19 protein-coding genes and 2 pseudogenes are annotated in these 20231 nt (G+C 28.2%); 17 read left to right on the top strand and 4 right to left on the bottom strand.

The features are described 5' to 3' along the window. Positions 1-173 precede the first annotated feature (173 nt). Positions 174-809, top strand: a complete 636-nt coding sequence (locus BHW04_RS04135; RefSeq protein WP_302698988.1) for a nitroreductase family protein — start codon at positions 174-176, stop codon at positions 807-809. A gap of 150 nt (positions 810-959) precedes the next feature. On the opposite strand, the gene BHW04_RS04130 is transcribed toward BHW04_RS04135, so the two are convergent. Further along, positions 960-1646, bottom strand: coding sequence for a cyclic nucleotide-binding domain-containing protein (locus BHW04_RS04130; RefSeq protein WP_302698986.1), 687 nt, complete (start codon positions 1644-1646; stop codon positions 960-962). Between the two features lie 306 nt (positions 1647-1952). Here BHW04_RS04130 and BHW04_RS04125 point away from each other — a divergent pair, with 306 nt between their 5' ends. From BHW04_RS04125 to BHW04_RS04095, 7 genes and pseudogenes are all read left to right on the top strand, one after another. Further along, positions 1953-3011: a BMP family lipoprotein gene (locus BHW04_RS04125; protein WP_022212937.1), complete on the top strand. Its 1059-nt coding sequence runs from the start codon at positions 1953-1955 to the stop codon at positions 3009-3011. 108 nt (positions 3012-3119) lie between these two features. Beyond that, complete coding sequence (locus BHW04_RS04120) at positions 3120-4628, top strand: ABC transporter ATP-binding protein (RefSeq protein WP_022212938.1); 1509 nt, start codon at positions 3120-3122, stop codon at positions 4626-4628. After that, on the top strand, positions 4618-5721 hold the full coding sequence (locus BHW04_RS04115) for an ABC transporter permease (protein ID WP_022212939.1): 1104 nt from the start codon (positions 4618-4620) through the stop codon (positions 5719-5721). The genes BHW04_RS04120 and BHW04_RS04115 overlap by 11 nt, the downstream gene beginning before the upstream one ends. Next, the gene (locus tag BHW04_RS04110; protein WP_186834489.1) at positions 5721-6632 is read left to right on the top strand and encodes an ABC transporter permease; all 912 of its coding nucleotides are present in this window, start codon (positions 5721-5723) and stop codon (positions 6630-6632) included. Before BHW04_RS04115 ends, BHW04_RS04110 begins: the two co-directional genes overlap by 1 nt. Positions 6633-6642: 10 nt before the next feature. After that, positions 6643-7440 (top strand): metallophosphoesterase family protein, encoded by a 798-nt coding sequence (locus BHW04_RS04105; RefSeq protein WP_022212941.1) that lies wholly within the window; start codon positions 6643-6645, stop codon positions 7438-7440. A 418-nt stretch (positions 7441-7858) separates the two neighbouring features. Then, positions 7859-8026 carry a hypothetical protein gene (locus BHW04_RS04100; RefSeq protein WP_302632219.1) on the top strand — a complete coding sequence of 56 codons (168 nt, stop codon included), beginning with the start codon at positions 7859-7861 and terminating at the stop codon, positions 8024-8026. Between the two features lie 29 nt (positions 8027-8055). Continuing rightward, a pseudogene (locus tag BHW04_RS04095) lies at positions 8056-8364 on the top strand (sensor histidine kinase); the annotation flags it as partial. 123 nt (positions 8365-8487) lie between these two features. Here the strand turns inward: BHW04_RS04095 and BHW04_RS04090 are convergent. Both BHW04_RS04090 and BHW04_RS04085 read right to left on the bottom strand, forming a co-directional pair. After that, complete coding sequence (locus tag BHW04_RS04090) at positions 8488-10410, bottom strand: sensor histidine kinase (protein WP_302698984.1); 1923 nt, start codon at positions 10408-10410, stop codon at positions 8488-8490. Between the two features lie 90 nt (positions 10411-10500). After that, positions 10501-11505, bottom strand: coding sequence for a helix-turn-helix domain-containing protein (locus tag BHW04_RS04085; protein WP_302698982.1), 1005 nt, complete (start codon positions 11503-11505; stop codon positions 10501-10503). Positions 11506-11717: 212 nt separating this feature from the next. Here BHW04_RS04085 and BHW04_RS04080 point away from each other — a divergent pair, with 212 nt between their 5' ends. The 6 genes and pseudogenes from BHW04_RS04080 to BHW04_RS04055 all read left to right on the top strand — a co-directional run. After that, a complete protein-coding gene (locus tag BHW04_RS04080) occupies positions 11718-12671 on the top strand; it encodes an iron-hydroxamate ABC transporter substrate-binding protein (protein ID WP_302698980.1) in 954 nt (317 codons plus the stop codon). Continuing rightward, positions 12655-13647 (top strand): FecCD family ABC transporter permease, encoded by a 993-nt coding sequence (locus BHW04_RS04075; protein ID WP_302698978.1) that lies wholly within the window; start codon positions 12655-12657, stop codon positions 13645-13647. Before BHW04_RS04080 ends, BHW04_RS04075 begins: the two co-directional genes overlap by 17 nt. Then, positions 13647-14657 (top strand): FecCD family ABC transporter permease, encoded by a 1011-nt coding sequence (locus tag BHW04_RS04070; RefSeq protein WP_022168572.1) that lies wholly within the window; start codon positions 13647-13649, stop codon positions 14655-14657. The genes BHW04_RS04075 and BHW04_RS04070 overlap by 1 nt, the downstream gene beginning before the upstream one ends. Before the next feature lie 2 nt (positions 14658-14659). Continuing rightward, on the top strand, positions 14660-15451 hold the full coding sequence (locus BHW04_RS04065; RefSeq protein WP_302698976.1) for an ABC transporter ATP-binding protein: 792 nt from the start codon (positions 14660-14662) through the stop codon (positions 15449-15451). After that, complete coding sequence (locus BHW04_RS04060; protein WP_022212948.1) at positions 15451-16713, top strand: MFS transporter; 1263 nt, start codon at positions 15451-15453, stop codon at positions 16711-16713. The genes BHW04_RS04065 and BHW04_RS04060 overlap by 1 nt, the downstream gene beginning before the upstream one ends. Before the next feature lie 153 nt (positions 16714-16866). Beyond that, positions 16867-17541: pseudogene (locus BHW04_RS04055) on the top strand (IS1595 family transposase); the annotation flags it as partial. 132 nt (positions 17542-17673) lie between these two features. Here BHW04_RS04055 and BHW04_RS04050 read toward each other — a convergent pair. Next, positions 17674-18180: a GNAT family N-acetyltransferase gene (locus BHW04_RS04050; protein WP_302698974.1), complete on the bottom strand. Its 507-nt coding sequence runs from the start codon at positions 18178-18180 to the stop codon at positions 17674-17676. A gap of 487 nt (positions 18181-18667) precedes the next feature. Here BHW04_RS04050 and BHW04_RS04045 point away from each other — a divergent pair, with 487 nt between their 5' ends. The 3 genes from BHW04_RS04045 to BHW04_RS04035 all read left to right on the top strand — a co-directional run bounded on the left by BHW04_RS04045 (position 18668) and on the right by BHW04_RS04035 (position 20115). Continuing rightward, entirely contained in the window at positions 18668-19033 is a 366-nt protein-coding gene (locus BHW04_RS04045; protein WP_302698972.1) for a hypothetical protein, read from the top strand. A 63-nt stretch (positions 19034-19096) separates the two neighbouring features. Continuing rightward, a complete protein-coding gene (locus tag BHW04_RS04040) occupies positions 19097-19579 on the top strand; it encodes a hypothetical protein (RefSeq protein ID WP_302698971.1) in 483 nt (160 codons plus the stop codon). Between the two features lie 26 nt (positions 19580-19605). Continuing rightward, positions 19606-20115, top strand: a complete 510-nt coding sequence (locus BHW04_RS04035; protein ID WP_302638566.1) for a GNAT family N-acetyltransferase — start codon at positions 19606-19608, stop codon at positions 20113-20115. Positions 20116-20231 lie beyond the last annotated feature (116 nt).

The following is a 20231-nucleotide window of genomic DNA, read 5'->3' as shown; positions in this document are numbered from 1 at the left end:
AAAGCTAGTTAAAGTAAGAAACAATAATTTTGAAATTTTATTAACTAATGCTCAATGATAAATTAATAATTATCAAATATAAAATGCACTATTATAGATGTTATTATAAATTTGTTAATTATGTGAAAATAGTATAAAATTAATGATAATATTATTATGAAGGAGTAGGTTTAATGTCAGAATTAGATTTTATTTATAAGAGAAAAAGTATAAGAGATTATAAAGATGCAGTAATTCCAAAGGAAGATATACTAAAGATGTTAGATGCAGCAACTCATGCACCATCACCAAAGCATCAACAAAATTGGCATTTTGTAGTGGTACAAGATAAAGAAATAATAAATAAAATGGCTGAGGCAGTAAGCAAGAGTCATGAATATATTGCTTCATTAACTAAAAATGAAGATGAAAAGAAAAAATTTATGAGAGTATTGCCTTATTATATTAATTTCCAAAGATCATCATGTGCCATATTAGTTTATGCCAATGAATATAAGATGGTGGAAGAGAAAATATTAAGAGAAAATAATGTAGGTGAAGATATAATAGAAGTTATGAAATCTACACAATCTGCAGCACAAGGAATTGGAGCAGCAGTAGAAAACTTTATGTTAGCAGCAACAGCTATGGGATACGGTACTTGCTATATGACGGGTCCAGCTCATGCTAAAAAAGAAATTGAAGAAATAATCAATTTTGAAAAACCTGAATACTCATTAATGTCCATAATTTCACTAGGAGTTCCAGCAGATGAAACACCAGATAGTCCTAAAAGAAAGTCATTAGAAGAGGTTGTAACATTTATCTAAAAAAAATTCTGAAGTAATTTAAGCTTCAGGATTTTTTTCTATTAGTTAAGATAGAGCATTAATTTTGAAGTTTAAAAAGCTCAAAAGGAAATAGATAAATATCTTACCTATCTAGGGTGTATATTATCAGCAGTAAGTGCAATAGTAGTATTAATTCCTTTTATTATCAGTATTATGAGAATTTGATACAATTTTTATTAGATAATCTCTATCTAAAATGGTGTAAGACTTTCCATCTTTAGATAGTATATTTGTATTACAAAATAAGTTAACTACTCTTAATAAGTGACGATAGCTTGCACATAGAAGTTCTGCACATTCTGTTAAGTTATAAGAAAATACTCCATTTTTTTCAGTTCTTAATATAAAAGATGCTAATCTACTTTCTAAGGATTCATAAAGATTTGTACAAGTAGTATTATTCATATAGCTAAGTCTTTTACTAAGATTTTCACAAATATATCTTAAAAAGATAATATCATTTAGAAGTAATTGTCTATATTTCATAGATATGCCTATACAGTGTACCATTGAAGTTGCTTGAACTGAAGCAGTTGGGGATTTTTGCCAAAGGCTACAAGCTTCACCTATAATTTCAAATGAATTAAAATGAGATAAATACATTACTTTACCAGATGTTGAGTATGAAAAAACTTTAATAGTTCCACTTACTAAAAAAAATAGATATTCTGAACATTCTCCTTCGTTAATTAAAAAGTCACCTTTTTTAAATGAAAATAAATCTAAATATTTACTAATATTTTGTGAAAATAGCTTAGTTATACCTGTGCTATTTATATATTCATCTAATAATGCCTTATTCTTAACTTTTGCCATAATTTCCTCCCCATATATATGTAGATTAATTATTAATTGTTCGTTAATTTATAGTAAATATTTTAGCATAACAAAAAATATATAACAATAAAGATGTAAGTTAATAAGTGAAAGAAAATATAATTATATTAAAAAAATGCTGAAAAAATGGCTAATAAAGACGATTTTACAGGAAAAATACGAATAATAAATAAAAAAAATAAAAAAATATACAGATTTTTTCGTAAAAACATGACTTGCGTCATATTTTTTTGTGTTTATAATAATTATAATATAATTGATAAATGAACTATAGGAGATGAAATAATGAAAAAAATAGTAAAGTCTTTATTACTTGTTATGACTGTATTTCTTTTTGCTGGATGTTCTAATTCAAGCAACAATCAATCAGCAGGAAGTGAAGGAAATAATGGAGATTATTCTAAATTAAGAGTAGCTCTAATTTCAGATACAATAGGAACAGAACAGTTTATTCTTCAAGCATATGAAGCTTTAAAAAAAGCAAGCGAAACATATGGATTTAAAATGACATCAATTGAATGTACAGATACTGCAGCATGGGAAGAAAATACAATTGCTGCATCAAATGAAGGATATGACTTAATTATAGGTATAGGTTGGCAAGCTGCTGATCCATTTAGTGCTGCTGCTGACAAATTCCCAAATACAAAATATGCTGTAATTGATACAACTGCGTCTAATGAAAAAGTAACAAGCTTTGGATTTGATGAAGCACAAGGTTCATACGTTTTAGGAGCAATGATTGGAACAGCTTTCCCTAACGAAAGCTTATATGGATATATATCATCATTCCAAACACAAGCTACATACAAATATAGATATGGATTCTCAGAAGGAGTAAAATCTGTTAATCCAGCAGCTAAATTTATGTATAACTATACAAACTCTTACAGTGATACTAACTTAGCTTATGAATATACATTACAACAAAAAGCTGCAGGGGCTAATTTTATATTTGGTGGAGTATCTGCTAGTGCAAACTCAGGTATATATCAAGCTGCTCAAGAATTAGCTAAAAAAGGTACACCAATATACACAACAGGGTTAAGTATTGATCAAACAACTTCTGAAAACCCAAGTATAATAAGTGGATTATTAAAGAATACTGGAGCAGTTATGAATACTATAATTGATAGATTCTTAGTTAATGGGTTAAATGGTGGTGCACAAGTTCTTGGATTAAAAGAAGGTGCATTTGGAGTTGTTGGTGTTTCTCCAGAAGAAATGAACTATAGAAACACAGAAATTATGACTGATGAAGTTTTAGCAGCTGGTAAAGCAGCAGCAGAAAAAATTATTTCAGGAGAATTAGTAATTGAAGTTCCTGAAGAATCTGCAAACTAATAAGAATATAATAAGCACTTAGTGCAGTTATATAAAGAGGTGAAGCAATTTTCGCTTTGCCTTTTATTATATTTTCCTAAATTAATTTAGAAAAGGAGTAAGTTTTACATGATTTTAGAAATGAAAAATATTGTTAAAACCTACGGCAATGTTGTAGCTAATAACAAGGTTAATATTAATCTAAATAAAGGAGAAATACTTGCTGTTGTTGGAGAAAATGGTGCTGGAAAATCTACAATAATGAAGATTCTTTATGGGTTAGAAAAACCAGATTCTGGAGAAATATTTATAAATGGAAAGAAGATGAACTTCCATAATCCATCAGATTCAATGGCACAAGGAATAGGTATGGTTCAACAACATTTTATGCTTTTTGAATCAATGACTGTTGCAGAAAATATTGTATATAAAAATGAAATGAAAAAAGGAGTATTTTTTGATTATAAAAAGAATATTCAAATGGTTGAAGAACTTTCAAAGCGTTATATGTTAAAGGTGGATCCTAATGCTATTGTGGAAGAGTGTCCTGTAGGACTTCAACAACGTGTTGAAATCTTAAAAACTCTTTATCAAAATGCAGATATTATTATTTTTGATGAACCATCAGCAGTTCTTACACCTATTGAAGTAGACGAGCTTTTAAAAACAATGAAGCAATTAGCTAAAATGGGTAAAAGCTTAATAATTATTACTCATAAGCTTCATGAAGTTATGGAAGTTGCAGATAGAGTAGTAGTAATGAGACTTGGTCAAGTTGTTGCTGAAAAATTAAAAAAGGATACAAGTGTTGAGGAATTATCTTATTTAATGGTAGGAAGACAAATTGCCAATAGGGTAATCCCTGAAAAAGAAACTAAAGAAGTTCTTTTAGAAGTTAAAGATTTAACTTTAAAAGGTGAGCATGATAAAAATATTTTAAATAAAGTTAATTTACATATTAAAAAAGGTGAAATAGTAGGTATTGCAGGTGTATCTGGAAATGGTCAATCTGAGCTTATTAGATGTATTACAGGATTAGAAAAGGTTGATGGTGGTAAAGTTACTATTGATAAAAAAGATATTACAAATAAAACTGTAATGAACATAAGAGAAGCTGGTATTGCACATATTCCAGAAGATCGTTATATGTGGGGAAGTGCACCAGAAGCTACTTTAGCTGAAAATGCCTTAATGGGATTTGAGGATACTAAAGAGTTTTCTAAAAGGGGAATATTAAATATTCAAAAAGTTACATCTCATGCAAAAGAATTAATTTCTAAATTCCTTGTTAAAGCAGATTCACCTTCGCAAAAAATAAAAGAACTATCAGGTGGAAATGCGCAAAAACTTATTGTTGCAAGAGAGATGGCCATGGAGACGCCTCTTATTATTGCTTGTGAACCTACAAGAGGTATTGATATAGGGGCTATAGAGTTTATACATGATCAGCTTGTTGCAAAGAGAAATAGCGGAGATAGTGTTTTATTAGTATCTTCTGAATTAAGTGAAATTATGGATTTAAGTGATAGAATTTATGTAATTTATGATGGTGAAATTGTTGGTGAATTTAAAAGAGGAAGCATTGATGAAAAGGCATTAGGTCTTTTAATGGTAGGAGGTAAAAATAATGAAAAGTAAAAACTCGTTATTGGAAGGCAGTGCAAAAAGTAAATTTTTAGCTGTATTTGAACCATTAAAACATCCATTGCAAGCTATATTTGTTGGATTGTTATTAGGTGGAGTAATTATTGCACTTTCAGGATTTAATCCTTTTGAAGCAATCATAGGAATGTTTAAAGGTGGATTTGGTTCAGCTTATTATTTAACTACCACATTAACACGTTCAGTTCCAATTATATTTGCCGGGCTTGCTGGTGCATTAGCTTGGGGATCTGGTTATTCAAGTTTAGGTGCAGCAGGGCAAATGGTTTTAGGTGCTTTTACTTCAGCAGTTGTAGCAGTTATATGTCCAGGACCACCAGCTTTTGTTGTGGCAATGTCTCTTGCTAGTGGAGCTTTAGTAGGTGTTTTATATTCACTTATTTCAGCTTATGTAAGTGAAAGATTTAAATTAGATTTACTTATTATAACACTTATGATGAATTATATTGCTGATTACATAGCTTCTTACTTTACAACATATGTAGTAAAAGATCCTTTAGGAGCAGATTCTTCAGCAATTCAAACTCAAAAATTAATAGACAACATTTTACCTAAAATGTTTGAAGGATATTCATTGCACTGGGGATTTGTAATTGCGGTTATTTGTGTTTTAGTTGTACTTTTCATAATGAAAAGAACAAGCTTCGGATATAAAGCAAAAATGGGAGGTTTAAACGCTAATTTTGCAAATTATGGTGGAGTTAATAGTACTAAAATGATGTATTATGTATTAATGCTTAGTGGAGCTTTAGCTGGACTAGGTGGTGCATGTGAAGTTTTAGGTACAAGATATCGTTACGTAGATAATATGATTACATCTCCAGGATATGCATGGACTGGTATTATAGCTTCATTAATGTCAAGCAATCATCCAGTTGGTATTTTAGTAAGTGGTATTTTCTTAGCTGGAATTACTACAGGGGGAAGTACCATTGAGCGTAGTATGGGAGTACCATCAGAAGTAACAACAATTATTCAAGGTATAATTACTTTATTAATCACTGCAAAGTTTGCTGTTAAGTGGTATAAGAAGAAACAAAATACAACGGATAAGGAAGGAGTAAAATAATGGAGTTAAGTGTAGATTATTTAGCAGTGGTGGCTAATTCAACTCTTCGTATGATGACACCTATTTTATTAGTAACTTTAGCTGCAGCTATATGTACTAGAGTACGTATTTTTAATATTGCAATGGAAGGAACAATGTTAACAGGAGCATTCTTCAGCATTGTTGCCAATTATTATACTCATAATGTATTTTTATCTGTTCTTGCAGGAGCAATTAGTGGAATGATAGTTTCTGCCATTGTAGGATTTTGTATTATTAAGCTAAAAGCATCTCCAGTTGTTGTTGGTATGGCTACTAATACCATGATGGGTGGAGCTACAACATACTTACTTTATATAATTTTCAAAACAAAGGGAGTATTTACAGATCCAAGTTTAGTTAGTCTTCCAAAGATTGATTTACCTATAATTAAAGATATTCCTGTATTAGGAACTATTCTTTCAGGTTTAACATTTATTGATTATTTAGCTTTTATATTAGCAATAGGAATATATATTTTCTTATATAAAACAGTATTAGGCTATAGATTACGTGCTATAGGAATTAATAAAGAAGCTGCAAGAAGTCTTGGTACTCCAGTAGAAAAGTATCAATTCTTAACAATAAGTTTATCTGGAATATTATGCGGGTTAGGTGGAGTTCTTCTTTCTATGGGAACTGTAACTTTATTTATGCAAAATATGACTTCAGGACGTGGATATATTGCCATGGCTGCTAATAATTTAGGAAAGTCTCATCCAATAGGAGTTCTTTTATCAAGTTTATTCTTTGGATTTTCACAAGCAGCAGGAAACGTACTTCAAAATACATCATTAAAAACACAAATTACTGCATCTATTCCTTATGTAGCAACAATTGTTGCACTTATATTATTTAGCATACAAAATAAAAGAAAAAAGAAAAATAAGTAGGTGAATAAGTATGAGGTTTTTACACTTATCAGATATTCACTTTTTAAGAAAATATCATAAAGCTGAAAAAGGATATAATTCTATTTTTAATAATATGACAAACCCTGTAGAACAAATTAAAAGTTGTCTAAAGAAAGTAGATTTAAAAACTATAGATTTTATTATTATTACTGGTGACTTAGTAGAGTCAGGGAGCGCTGAAGACTATAAAGTTTTAAAATATGAATTAGATAGGTTGTTTAAAGGTATTCCATATGTAGTTACATTAGGAAACCATGATAATAAAGAAGCTTTTTATAAGGGTTGGTTTAATAAGGAATCTAATAAATCCTATAATGTTGTTAAAGAAATAGGTGACTTAAGGATAATAAGTTTTGATAATTCCAACTATAAAAATAGTGATGGATTTATTTCAAAAGAACAATATGAATGGATAAATAAACAATTAAAAACTGATTGTAAAAAAGATACCATATTAATGCTTCATCACCACCTTTTAAAAGACCAATTCACTACTCCATCAATAGATTTTGATGATAGTTTTGAGGAAGTTATAAATAGTAGTGATATTATTGGAATTTTTACAGGCCATACTCATCATCCCTTTAAGGGTGTTTTTGCAGACAAGCCTTATTTTACAGCAGGAAGCTTGAGTTTTGTAGGTTATGATGAGAATAATGGTATTGTAAGATTTGAAGAATATCCTAGATTTAGTCTTTGTAAATATAAAGAAGGAAAAATTTCAGTAGAAGTAATTTCAGCTTTAGATGAAAGTAAGTTATTGACAGTAGTTAATTTTAAAGAATAGATTAAACTAGTATGAGTTTTTATAAAATATACATAAAAGTTCATTGAAATAATATAGAGATGTTAAATTACATTTTTGTAATGTTAATGAAAGATAAATCCCTATGATGTAAAGATAAGATAAAGATATAATAACTAATGTAATATAGAAATATATTTCATTAGTTATTTTTTTATTATAAAGAATATGAAAAGAGGAGATAAATATGAAAAATATTTTAACCTTGTACAATAGTAATAAATGATGATTTTTGTGATAAAGCAGAAGTAATTTTAAGTAGGGTGAATGTTAACTTTAAATTAGATAAAGATAAATCACAAGATGAATTAATGAAGCTTATAGATGATTTTAATGATAGAAGATATAGTTACTAAGAAGGTTAGGGGTAAGTAAGAAAAGTATCAATAAGACGATATTTATGCAAACTTTAGTTTACTTTAGTATTCCAGTTGTTTTGGCTTTTGTACATTCGATAGTGGGTATAAAAGTTACAAATACTGTAACAAGATTGCGTAAAAAGTTAGATGGATTAGGTATTCAAAATGTCATTGAAACTAGAAGAGGACTTGGGTATATAATTGAATGAAAGCAAGTGATTTTTTAATAGCAGAATAAATAAATAAGATAATAAAAGCATTAAGCAGAGATATGCACGAAAATGTTAAACATTATCGAGAAATACAAGAAGAGTATAGGGAGTATATTGAAACATGGGTACATGAAATAAAAACTCCAATAGCATCTAGCAAACTTTTAATAGAAAATAATAATAATGATGTTACCAAGAAGATAGATATTCAAATTGATAAAATAGATAATTATGTGGAACAAGTTTTATATTACTCTAGAAGTAATGAAGTTGGTAAGGATTATATTATAAAAGAAGTTAGTATAGAAGATGTAGTAAAAAGGAACTATAGTGATGATAGTATTTCCTAAAAATAATTTTGTAATTAAATAGAATAAAAAATATGGATTGTATAAATAATTTATAATAAGTAAAAAGCAGGCTAATTAATATATACTGTTAATTAGACTGCTTTTTACTTATATATAAATGTCTGATAGTTCAATTTTTACATTTTCACTAAGGTTATCATATGAAGTATATTCAGTTTCTATATTGGAAGTTTCTGTTAAAGGTAATTTTATTAAAAAGCTAGTTCCCTTATTAAGCTCTGATTTAACAGAAATTTTTCCATTATGTAATAATACAAATGATTTTACAATAGATAATCCAATACCACTACCTTCATTTTTTCGAGAAAAGCTAGTATCAAGCTGGGTGAATTTATCAAAAATTCTATTTAAATCTTCTTTAGCAATTCCTATACCATCATCTTCCACTGATATATATAAGTAATCTTTAAAAATTAAATTTATTCTTATTTCACCATAAGGTTTAGAAAATTTAATAGCATTTGATAATAAATTTAATATGATTCTTTCAATTTTATCTGAGTCGAGTTTCAAGATTATATCTTCTTTATTAGTATCAAAAATTAAATTTAAATTTTTAGAGTTTGCATAAGGAATTACAGAACCAACTAATTCTTCTATTAGATTTACTATATTAACAGAAGATAAATTTAGTTTAGTATCATCTAACTCATGTTTTTGTACATCAATTAGATTATTTATTAATCTTAATAATCTTTTACAATTATTATCAATAATAGTTAAAGTATTGTTAGAATAAGAATTATACTCTATATTATTATAATTTATTAATTGTATAGCAGACATAATTACATTAATTGGAGTTTTAAGTTCATGGCTAATGTTAGATATAAAATGAGTTTTTATTTTGTTTGCTTCTTCAGCCTTATGCATAGCATTTATAATTGCTTTTTCATACTGTTTTTTGTAAATAATATACAAAATTAAAGCGCATATCATACTTAAAAGTGCAAGCAGTAATATCAATGAAGCAATAAATATATTTTTATATTCTTTTATTATATTAATTGGATGATTTAGTATAACAGAATCTTTAGGTAGATTAGAAATATTTATATTAAATTTTTTTAAAGCTTTATAATCAAAATAATATTCATTTGCTGTATCATCATCAATTAATAAATCCTTAGCATCATATCCATTTAAAAGATTCAATGCTATGGAGCCAGCTTTTTTTCCTTGTATAAAATGATTTATTACCTTTCCACCAATACTTCCATAACCTACATCATAATTTAAAGTGGAGTAAATTGGAGTAGATGCACAATTTGCAGCAATTAATTTGTTAAGTGAATTCTTATCAAAAGCATCAAGATCTTTAAATTTACTTATGTAAAGTTGTATTATAGCATTATTATCAGAAAGATTAGATAATGTAAATAATACTTCTGATAAAGTTTTATCTTTTGTTAAAATCCATTTAAAATTAATATCAGGATAATCTTTAAGAATTTCTTCATAAGTTGAGTCACCATATGTATCAATAAATGTTATAGTATCTACATTAGGATGAAAAGTTTTAATTAATTCAATATTATCTTTAATAGATTCAACTTCATATACTCCTGAAAAAAAATCACATTCTAAAGCTCGATTTAATCTTTGAAAATCTTGTACACCTAAGAATGAAATGGGAATATTTTTAAATAAATCATCTCTATATTTAATACAAAATTCTGTTGCATCATCATCACCAGCGATTACAGCATCAATTTCAGTATAGTTTTCTAATGAATATTTAAGTAAATTATAGAATTTTTCTTCGTTTTCAATACTATCAAAAGTTTTTGAATTCATATATTGAATTATTACATTAGAGTCTGCAGTTAATCCTTTTTTTATTCCGTTAAATTGGTCTTCAATACTTATAAAACTAGGATCAAATGAACTGATAAAAAGAATGTTTAATACATTTTCTTCTGTGCTTAAAGCAAAAATAGAATTTGTTTTAAGAACAAAGGAATTGCTTATGAATATTAGTAAAAAAATAAATACTTTAAATTTTTTCATATGTTTCTCCAAAATAAATGTTAAAAATTATAAGCATAATTATAACAAATAAAAAAAAGAAAAAATGTAAATTTTTGTCGATGGAAAAAATTAATTTTTTAACTTTCTAAAAGATAATGGAGTTTTTCCGTGAAGTTTTTTAAACATTTTTATAAAATTACCACTATGGTTATAGCCAACTTTTTTTGCAATTTCATCAATGCTTAACTCAGTGGTAGAGAGTAAATTTTCTGCTAAAGCCATTTTAAGTGATGTTGTATATTGGCTGATAGACATATGATATCTAGATGAAAAACCTGCTTTTAATTTTTGCTCATTTAAAAAAATAGTTTTACTTAATGCACTGATAGTTGGTGGATTACAAAACTCATTGGTTAAAATATCATGAGCTTTTTGAATAGCATTTACATCAGAAGCTGTTAAAGTTACAGTGCGATTTTTTCCAATTGTTACATGTCCATAATTTAATTGGTTAGTAAAAACATTTTCTGGAGATGATTGAATTTCTAAATTAATTAAAGCAATACATTCTAAAATTTTACTTTCTAAATATAAAGATGAAAGTTGACCTTTTTCACCACGACTTATTAAAGTTTGAATAATGGCAGTTACTTCAATGGGCAGATAATTATAAGTAAAATTAGTAATGAAAGCATGAAAATCTAAACTGTTTGGAAAATTTTTTAAAATAATTTCATCAAAATACTTTTTATAGATAGTTATTTCTGCACCGTGAAAGTGTTGACCTTTTTTCCAGGATTGCTTTCCTTTTGACCCTTTTTCATTAACAAAAAAAGAAGATGGTGTAAATGAGGAAATAGGGTTATTTTCAATCTCAAATTGAGTTTCTCCACTATAAACAGTACCAAATTTTATAAGTTCTTCATTATGTTCAAATGAAATAGAAAAATCATTTGGAATAGTATAATCACCAATTCCAAAATCATAATATCCTTCTCTTGTATATTTAATAAAATAGCCAAGATTTTTTTTATTTTCATTGGTGTATAGTATGTAATTATCTTTAGGATAAGCTGTAAATGTCATTTTTTTTAAAACATTATTTTGAAATTCTTTTGTACTTTTAGCAATCATTAATTAATCTCACTTTCTTTAGATATAATCATTTCTTTTCTTTAGTTTTGGTAATAATAAATTTAAAGTAATATTTATTATAACAAAAATATTGTTTAAATAGATGATAAAATTATCAAATTAGGTGTATAACTTGAAATGATAATCATTCTCATATACAATTTGAACATAGCAAAATGCAGAAAACAAATGAAGTGTGGAGGTATGCAAAGATGAAAAGAAGTTTATTAAAAACATTAGCATTGGCTTGTGTGACAAGTGTAATGCTTATGGGATGTGGTAAAACTGGAAATGTTGCAGAAAATGTTGCTAAAGAAGATACAATGGTAGTTACAGATGTAAGAGGGGAAGTTGAAATACCATCAAATCCTAAGAGAATAGTTGATTTAAGTGGAAATAGTGATATTTTATCAATTTTAGGATATGATGTTGTAGGTACAGCCAATAGTGATGCTTATGATTATACTAAATTTCCTTCATATTTAGAAGAAAGATTAAAAGGTGCTGAAATTTTAGGATATAGTATGCAAGATACTATGGATGTAGAAGCTGTAATGAATTTAAATCCAGATTTAATCGTTATATCAACAGTTCAAGAAAAAATGTATGATCAATTAAGTGAAATTGCTCCAACAGTAATGATTCAATTAGAAGCTTTAAATTGGAAAGATGATGTTAGAAACTTAGCAAAAGTATTTGATAGAGAAGAAGTAGCTGAAACTTGGTTAAGCAATTATGAAGCAAAAGCTAAAGAAACAGGAGATAAAATTAAAGCTGAATATGGTGAAGATACAACATATCTTTCATTCTTAGCAAGTGGTGGACAATTCTTTGTGTTTGATGGTGCAGGATTTGGAGATGTATTATATAACGATATGGGATTAGCTAAACCATCAGGAATGCCAGAACAAACTGATATAAGCCTTCCAGTTGTTACATACGAAGGATTAGCAGCAATAAACACTGATTATATATTCTTAATAGCAACAGATGAAGATTTAGCAGAACTTCAATCAAATGCTATATGGAATAACTTACCGGCGGTTAAAGCAGGCCATGTGGTAGTATTACCTTCATCACCTTACTTTAATCAAGGATATAGTTCAATAGGAAGAGAAGTCTTAGTAGATGAAATAGGTGACATGTTAAATGAAACAAAGCAATAAACCATTATTAATATTTTTGATTGTAAGTTTATTACTTTTAGTAGGAGGACTGGTTCTAGCCGTAAGGTTAGGATCCGTCCATATTGCTTTTTCAGACATTTTTAACAGTATTTTTAATTATAGTGAAACTTTAGAACTAATGCTTGTTAGAGATGTTCGTATTCCAAGAGCACTTTCTGTTTTAATGACAGGAGGAATACTAGGAGTAACAGGTGCAATGATTCAAGGTGTTACAAGAAACCCTATAGCAGAACCATCTATACTTGGTGTAAGTCAAGGGGCAACTTTAGTAATAGCTATTTTTTATGCAGCAGGAATAGGAATAACAACAAAAAATGTAATGATTGCTTCATTTATAGGAGCACTTATAACTGGTCTTATAGTTTTAGGCTTTATATCTAAAAAAGCAAATAATAATTCCATTGCAAAAATCCTTTTAGCAGGAACAGCCATGAGTACATTCTTCGTATCCTTAACAACAGTAATAGGACTTTTAACAAATCAATCTCAAATGATAGGTTTCTGGGTTTCAGGAGGATTTAGAAATGCAACTTGGGCAGATTTTAAACTTGTATTTATTGTAGGAATTATAGGTCTTATAATTACAATGATATTATCACCAAAGATAAATATTTTAAATCTTGGAGATGATGTGGCCATTGGTCTTGGTGAAAGTCCAGAAAAAATAAGATTTATTACACTTATGGTTATGATACCTATGATTGCAGCAGCTGTTGCAGTAGGAAAGAACATAGCATTTGTAGGGCTTATTATCCCTCAAGTAGTAAGAAAGATTTTAGGTGAAGATTATAGAAAAAATATTCCTTGTTCATTTTTACTTGGAGCAGTGCTTTTAACTTATGCTGATATTGCAGCAAGAATGTTATTTAATCCATATGAAACTCCTATTGGAGTATTTACAGCAATTATAGGAATACCATTCTTTATTTCAGTGGCTAGAAAGGAGAGAGGATAATGAAGAAAAATAAATTTAAAATAGTGTTAGTGATTTTAATGGCTTTATTAATAATCTCCTTTGGAGTGTCCCTATGTTGGGGTACATATAAGGTTACACCTTTAGAAGTTATAAATACTTTACTTGGAAATGGAAGTAAACTTCAAAATACAGCAATATTAAGTATAAGATTACCAAGGCTTTTAGTGGGAGCATTTGTTGCCATTGCATTATCAACAGCAGGAGCAATACTTCAAACCATCACTAAAAATGATTTAGCTGATACAGGAATAATAGGTATAAACGCTGGTGCAGCAGTGGCAGCAGTATTATTCATTACATATTCTACAGGAGCTTATTATAGTGAATTAGGACAACTTTCAATATTTGTACTGCCATTTATGGCCATAGTCGGTGCATCAGTTACAGCTATTATAATTTATATGATGTCAACAACTCATGAAGGAATAAGACCTAAAAGGTTATTACTTATAGGAATTGGATTAAATGCAGCACTTAATGCTTTTATAACTTTCTTTACATTTAGAGGTGGAGTAGGAGATTATAACAGAGTATTAATATGGACATCAGGAAGTCTTTGGGGATCAGGATGGAGCTATGTAAAAGTGATTGTTCCAATAGTAGCTGTAATGTTTATATTGGTTTTATTAAACCATAAAAAATTAGATGTTTTAAATCTTTCAGATGAACTTGCCATATCACTGGGATTAAATATAGAAAAAGAAAGAAAAAAATTCTTAAGCTTAGCAGTTGTTTTAGCAGGAACTGCCACAGCTTTTGCAGGAAATATTGGATTTTTAGGACTTATAGCACCACATATTGCAAAGAAATTAGTGGGACCTTATCATAAAAAGTTTATATCAGTATCAGCAATGATAAGTATAGTAATAGTACTTATTGCAGATGCAGTTTCGAGAAATTTATTTTCTCCAATTGAAATTCCAGTGGGAATAACAGTATCAATATTTGGAGTACCATATTTTATTTATTTAATGATGAAGGAGAAATAATTATGGAAGCTATCAGTGTAAAAAACTTAAGTGTAGCATATGAAAATAACACAATAATTGAAGATTTAAGTTTATCCATACCTAAGGGGAAAATAAGTATAATAATTGGAGCTAATGGATGTGGTAAATCAACATTTTTAAAAACATTAGCTAGAATTAATAAACCTAAGGCTGGAGAAATTTTTATAAATAAAAAAGATATTAAAAAGATAAATGAAAAGAATATAGCAAAGGAAGTGGCATTTCTTCCTCAAGGGCCAGTATGCCCAAGTGGACTTACAGTAAGAGAACTTGTGGCCTTTGGTAGATTTCCACATCAAAAGCTTATTGGTGGCTTAAATAGTCATGATAAAGAAGTTATTGACTGGGCAATAAAAGAAACAGGACTAAGTGAATTTGGAGATAGAGAAGTTGAAAATTTATCTGGTGGCCAAAGACAAAGAGCTTGGATAGCAATGACTTTAGCTCAAGAAACAGAAATAATAATGCTAGATGAACCTACAACTTATTTAGATATGTCTTATCAGCTTGAAGTATTAGAAGTTCTTGAAAAGCTAAATAAAGAAAAGAATATTACAGTGGTTATAGTTCTTCATGAGCTTAATAATGCATGTAGATTTGCAGATAACATTATTGGATTTAAAAAGGGAAAAGTTATTTGTGAAGGAAAACCATTAGATGTAATTACTAAAGAAAATTTAAAGAAAATATACGGAATAGAAGCTAATCTTACAATAAGTGAAGATGGCAAGTATCCAATATGTATGGAATACGATCTTTTTAGGGAGGCTTAATGAGAAATAAAAACTTTTTAATAATAGTAATAGGGCAGATAATTTCTCTCTTTGGAAATGCCATACAAAGATTTAGTATGTCATTATACTTATTAGAGTTTACAGGAAGTACAGCTGTATTTTCACAGATATTAGCAATATCAACAATACCTTATATAATTTTTGCACCTATTTCAGGAAAGCTTTCTGATAGTGTAAATAGGAAAAAAATAATGGTATATTTAGATTTCTTTTGTGCAGCACTTATTGGAATATATGCATTTATATTATTAAGAGGAAATGATAGTGCACTTATAGTTGGTACAGTGATGTTTATATTATCAATATGTTACACATTATATGGACCAGCAGTAACATCTTCCATACCTCAAATAGTAGATGAAGAAAATTTAACTTCTGCCAATGGAATAATAAATCAAGTAGGATCAATAGTAAATGTGGTAGGACCTATTTTAGCTGGAATACTTTATGGATTACTTGGAATAAAAGTTATTGTAATAATAAATGCTGTAAGTTTCTTATTATCAGCAATTATGGAAATGTTTTTAGATATTCCAGATGTGGCTAAGAATGATGAAAGTACAGAAAAACTAGTATCAATGGACTTTATAAAGAAATCATTTGGAGATATGAAGGATAGCTTTGTATATTTAAAAAAGGAAAAGAAAGTTGTTCTTGCAATTATAGCTTCATATGCATTTTGTAATATATTCTTAGTACCTATTTTATCAATAGTTGCACCATATTTTATTAATGTATTACTTGCACTTCCATCAGAGATTTATGGAATTGTTGAAGGTGTATGTGTACTAGGTATGATATTAGGAGGATTCTGGATAAGTATAAAGCCAAAGATGTTCTCAATGAAAAAGGTACATTATACATATTATCCTATGATAGCTGGTGTTACACTAATGTCTATTTTAGGATTTATAAAGATAAATAATTATGCAATGGCAACAATTTTTGCCTTTGGTGGATTATTAATTATGTTATCTTTATCATTATCAAATGTACTTACATTAACATTTATACAAAAACAAGTTCCATCAAATATGCTTGGACGTGTATCAGCATTTTCAGTGGCAGTGGCAACGATAAGCGTTGCGCCGGGGCAATTATTATACGGACAAGTTATTGATATGGGAATACCACTTGGAATAATTCTTATTGTAACAGTGATATTTAATATTGGACTTGTTGTCTTTATTAAGAAGAGGGTAAGTGACACAGTTGTGGAAAGTGAAGAAAAAGCAGCTTAAGATAATGATGAAATATTAGTGATAAATGATGAATTGAGGAATAAACTCATAAGTTTAGAAAACTGTATAATTAAGAATGAAAAATTAAAAATGAATATGCTTAATTAATTGAAAATTGATAATTAAGGATAAAAGTCTTTCAAAGTTTGGAAAGATGAAGAAATAGCTGAAAGTAGATTTAATAAGGGGAAGTGTTGCCCTTATTGTAATCATTACAAAATATCTAAATACGGAAAATACCATGGAAAAATGGCATTAAAATTTTACAATGCAAGGGAAGCAAGGAAGCGTGGAAAAGAAATAAATACAAGAGGTATATCCAAGGAATTTGCCTGTGTGTTATGTGGTGTAGATAGATTAGGTAATTTATACACTGGATTAATATATGATGGTAGACCTAAATATACCGATATAAATAGGGCTCTATTAAATGTTGTTGAAGAGAATTCTATATTATGTACTGATAATCATAGGAGCTATATCTCCTTTGCAGCTCAACATAATTTTGAATTACATCAAATTAGAGATGGAAGAAAAACTATGGATATTTACAATATTCAAAGAGTTAATGCCTTTCATAGTAGTTTAAAAAGATGGATAAACAAGTTTAATGGAGTCTCAACAAAATACCTAACTAACTACTTATTCTGGTATAAGTGGAGGCAATTATTTAAAACAGAAATGGAAAGAAATAAGCCTAAAAAATTCTTTATTCATGCTAATTCAACATATTCTATATCTTTAATAAAGGATTTTAAAATCAGAAGACAAATATATATATATAAGGTAAGATATGTTTTATTTTACTGTTTTTTAATGTGCAATTAATATAATGATTGATGAACAATCTAAATGAATTGCGAACTAAAAAAATACCGCATATTTTTTATTTAATAATACGGTATTTTCATTAATTTTATTTTCTTAATATATTAAATTTTATAATAAACTACCTAGAATTTATTTAAAATAATTTAAATTATTCCAAATGAGTTTTTCTGAATTGGATTCTGTATCTCCAAAGTAGTCTATAAAATCTTTGTAATGTTTTGCACCCATTTTTTCATAAATTCTCTTTGCATTATCATTTCCTTTTACAATACAAATACTCATATGTTCATAAGCTTTAATATAAGCATAGCTTCCTACTGTATTGATAAGTTTTGTTCCAACACCTTTTCCTCTTGAAGTTTCAGAAACATGCAGTGAATCTAAATATAAGCAATTCTTTAATTCTTCATCTTCCTTACATGCAGAAAAACCTAAAATTTTTTCGTTTTCATACGCAACAAAGATCCTATGTTTTTCTTTATTAAGATATTCTTGCCATTTCTTTATTCCTTCATTAACAGTCAATCCATTCAAAAAGTTATCTGGTAACAAACCTACATATGTTTTTTTCCAATTCATAACATATAAACTTGCAATTGGTTCAATATCTTCAGCATTTGCTTCTCTAATATTCACTATATTCACCACCTAAAATTTAATTTATATAAATCAAGTTTAATATTATTATAAATAAATTATAGCACATTTTTTAATACCGTATTATTCAATTTTCAAAGATCATTTAGTTCGCAATATTAAAATATTGCGATTTAAATGGACGTCTATTGGACATCCCTTTATGTTATACTTATTTCCACATTATTTTAAAACAAAGCTAAAAATAATTGAAGCAGGAAAAGTTAATAAAAAAGAAGTAATAGTTGGAGATTGGTATCTTTAATTGTTACTTCTTTTTTGTGAAATTGTAAATTTTGAATGAGGACAAGTGAACCGTACCATAAATAAGTGAGGTTTATAGCTTTGGGCATTGATATAACTTGCCTAAGGCTATTTTTTTATCTAAAAATAACGTATCATAAGTAAGGTTATATTTACAAATTATGCTATAATAAACTTAAAGTGAAAGGTAAATAGGAACTACTGATTTTATAGGAGGAAAGTGATGGATTATTATGCACGTGCAAAAAAATTTATATTAAAGAATGCAAGACCTCTTGATATGGCAAGATGGAACTACTTATTCGAAAATGGAAGTAAGGAAGATGTTATTAATATTTTAAAAACTTATCAAAATACTGATGGTGGATTTGCAAATGCACTTGAACCTGATTGTTGGAATATTAATTCAACACCATTGCAAACCTGGGCAGCAACTAGAATCATAAAAGAAATTAATTTAGATGATAAAAACCATCCAATAATAAAAGGGATTATAGATTCTTTATCATCTAATGATGAATTTGATGGTCATAGATGGAATGGTTTAAATACAGTAGTAACAAATGATAATTATCCTCATGCCCCCTAGTGGTCTTATAGCCAAAAGCAAGAATTGAAATATAATCCTACAGCGAGTCTGATAGGTTTTATATTGAAATATGCAGAAAAACATACTGCTATATATAAGTTAGCCTGTGAGTTATCAAAAGAAGCCTATGATTATTTTAAAAAGAGTTTCCCTTTAGAGTCTATGCATGAAAGCGCTTGTTTTATAGAATTATATGATTATATGAAAGAATGCTCTATATCCAATTTGATAGATATGGAAGAATTTAATAAATTATTACAAAAACAAATTAAACAAGTTATAACATATGACACTAAAAGATGGAGTAATGATTATATATGCAAGCCGTCATTGTTCATAGACAGTAAGTCAAGTGATTTTTATTTAGAAAACAAGGATATATGTGATTTTGAATGTCAATTTATTTTAAATATTCAAAATAATGATGGTTCTTGGAATGTTACATGGGATTGGAATAATTATCTTGAAGAGTGGGCTATAAGCAAAAATTGGTGGAAATCAGATATTATTATAAAAAATATTAAGTATATTAAGGAATTTCAGTGATAAATTCTATTTGTGGAGGTGTTAGAATGAATTTTTCGCTTGTTACTATTATTGATGAAGACTTAAATCAGTATAAAGCAGACATGCAAGAAGCATTCCAAAAAGGGTTTGAAGATGTTTTTGGTAAGACTGAGGATATTATTCTTCCTGAAAAAGATATTGACAATTCTTTAAATCAAAAGAACTCAGTTGCATATAAAGCAGTTGTTGATGGTGAAATGGTTGGAGGTGCTGTTGTGGTAATTGATGAAAAAACTCAGCACAATCATCTTGATTTTCTTTATGTTAAGTGTGGCACTAGTAGTAAAGGTATTGGTAAGGCAATGTGGGATGAAATTGAAAGATTGCATCCTGAAACAAAGGTATGGGAAACTTGCACCCCATATTTTGAGAAAAGAAACATTCATTTTTATGTAAATAAATGTGGATTTCATATAGTAGAATTTTTAAATGAAAAGAATCCAGGATTAGATATGCCAGAAGATTTTATTGGTGATGGCGGACAGGGTATGTTTGTATTTAGGAAGCAAATGTAATGTGACAACTAGGAATTTGCACGTGGGATTGTTATATATTCTAAGAAGGGATTATAAAGCTAAAATTGAGCCAATAATATTAAAAGTATTATTGGCTTATGTTATAATTGTTGTAA

It is taken from the genome of Clostridium sp. 29_15 (assembly GCF_001916075.1).
GTDB classification, from domain to species: Bacteria; Bacillota; Clostridia; order Clostridiales; family Clostridiaceae; genus Clostridium; species Clostridium lentum.
This window is presented reverse-complemented; position numbering and strand designations above follow the sequence as displayed.

Excerpts from the sequence above, each read along its gene's own strand:
- BHW04_RS04135 (WP_302698988.1), top strand. The coding sequence starts at position 174 with ATGTCAGAATTAGATTTTATTTATAAGAGAAAAAGTATAAGAGATTAT.
- BHW04_RS04130 (WP_302698986.1), bottom strand. The coding sequence starts at position 1,646 with ATGGCAAAAGTTAAGAATAAGGCATTATTAGATGAATATATAAATAGC.
- BHW04_RS04125 (WP_022212937.1), top strand. The coding sequence starts at position 1,953 with ATGAAAAAAATAGTAAAGTCTTTATTACTTGTTATGACTGTATTTCTT.
- BHW04_RS04120 (WP_022212938.1), top strand. The coding sequence starts at position 3,120 with ATGATTTTAGAAATGAAAAATATTGTTAAAACCTACGGCAATGTTGTA.
- BHW04_RS04115 (WP_022212939.1), top strand. The coding sequence starts at position 4,618 with ATGAAAAGTAAAAACTCGTTATTGGAAGGCAGTGCAAAAAGTAAATTT.
- BHW04_RS04110 (WP_186834489.1), top strand. The coding sequence starts at position 5,721 with ATGGAGTTAAGTGTAGATTATTTAGCAGTGGTGGCTAATTCAACTCTT.
- BHW04_RS04105 (WP_022212941.1), top strand. The coding sequence starts at position 6,643 with ATGAGGTTTTTACACTTATCAGATATTCACTTTTTAAGAAAATATCAT.
- BHW04_RS04100 (WP_302632219.1), top strand. The coding sequence starts at position 7,859 with ATGCAAACTTTAGTTTACTTTAGTATTCCAGTTGTTTTGGCTTTTGTA.
- BHW04_RS04090 (WP_302698984.1), bottom strand. The coding sequence starts at position 10,410 with ATGAAAAAATTTAAAGTATTTATTTTTTTACTAATATTCATAAGCAAT.
- BHW04_RS04085 (WP_302698982.1), bottom strand. The coding sequence starts at position 11,505 with ATGATTGCTAAAAGTACAAAAGAATTTCAAAATAATGTTTTAAAAAAA.
- BHW04_RS04080 (WP_302698980.1), top strand. The coding sequence starts at position 11,718 with ATGAAAAGAAGTTTATTAAAAACATTAGCATTGGCTTGTGTGACAAGT.
- BHW04_RS04075 (WP_302698978.1), top strand. The coding sequence starts at position 12,655 with ATGAAACAAAGCAATAAACCATTATTAATATTTTTGATTGTAAGTTTA.
- BHW04_RS04070 (WP_022168572.1), top strand. The coding sequence starts at position 13,647 with ATGAAGAAAAATAAATTTAAAATAGTGTTAGTGATTTTAATGGCTTTA.
- BHW04_RS04065 (WP_302698976.1), top strand. The coding sequence starts at position 14,660 with ATGGAAGCTATCAGTGTAAAAAACTTAAGTGTAGCATATGAAAATAAC.
- BHW04_RS04060 (WP_022212948.1), top strand. The coding sequence starts at position 15,451 with ATGAGAAATAAAAACTTTTTAATAATAGTAATAGGGCAGATAATTTCT.
- BHW04_RS04045 (WP_302698972.1), top strand. The coding sequence starts at position 18,668 with ATGGATTATTATGCACGTGCAAAAAAATTTATATTAAAGAATGCAAGA.
- BHW04_RS04035 (WP_302638566.1), top strand. The coding sequence starts at position 19,606 with ATGAATTTTTCGCTTGTTACTATTATTGATGAAGACTTAAATCAGTAT.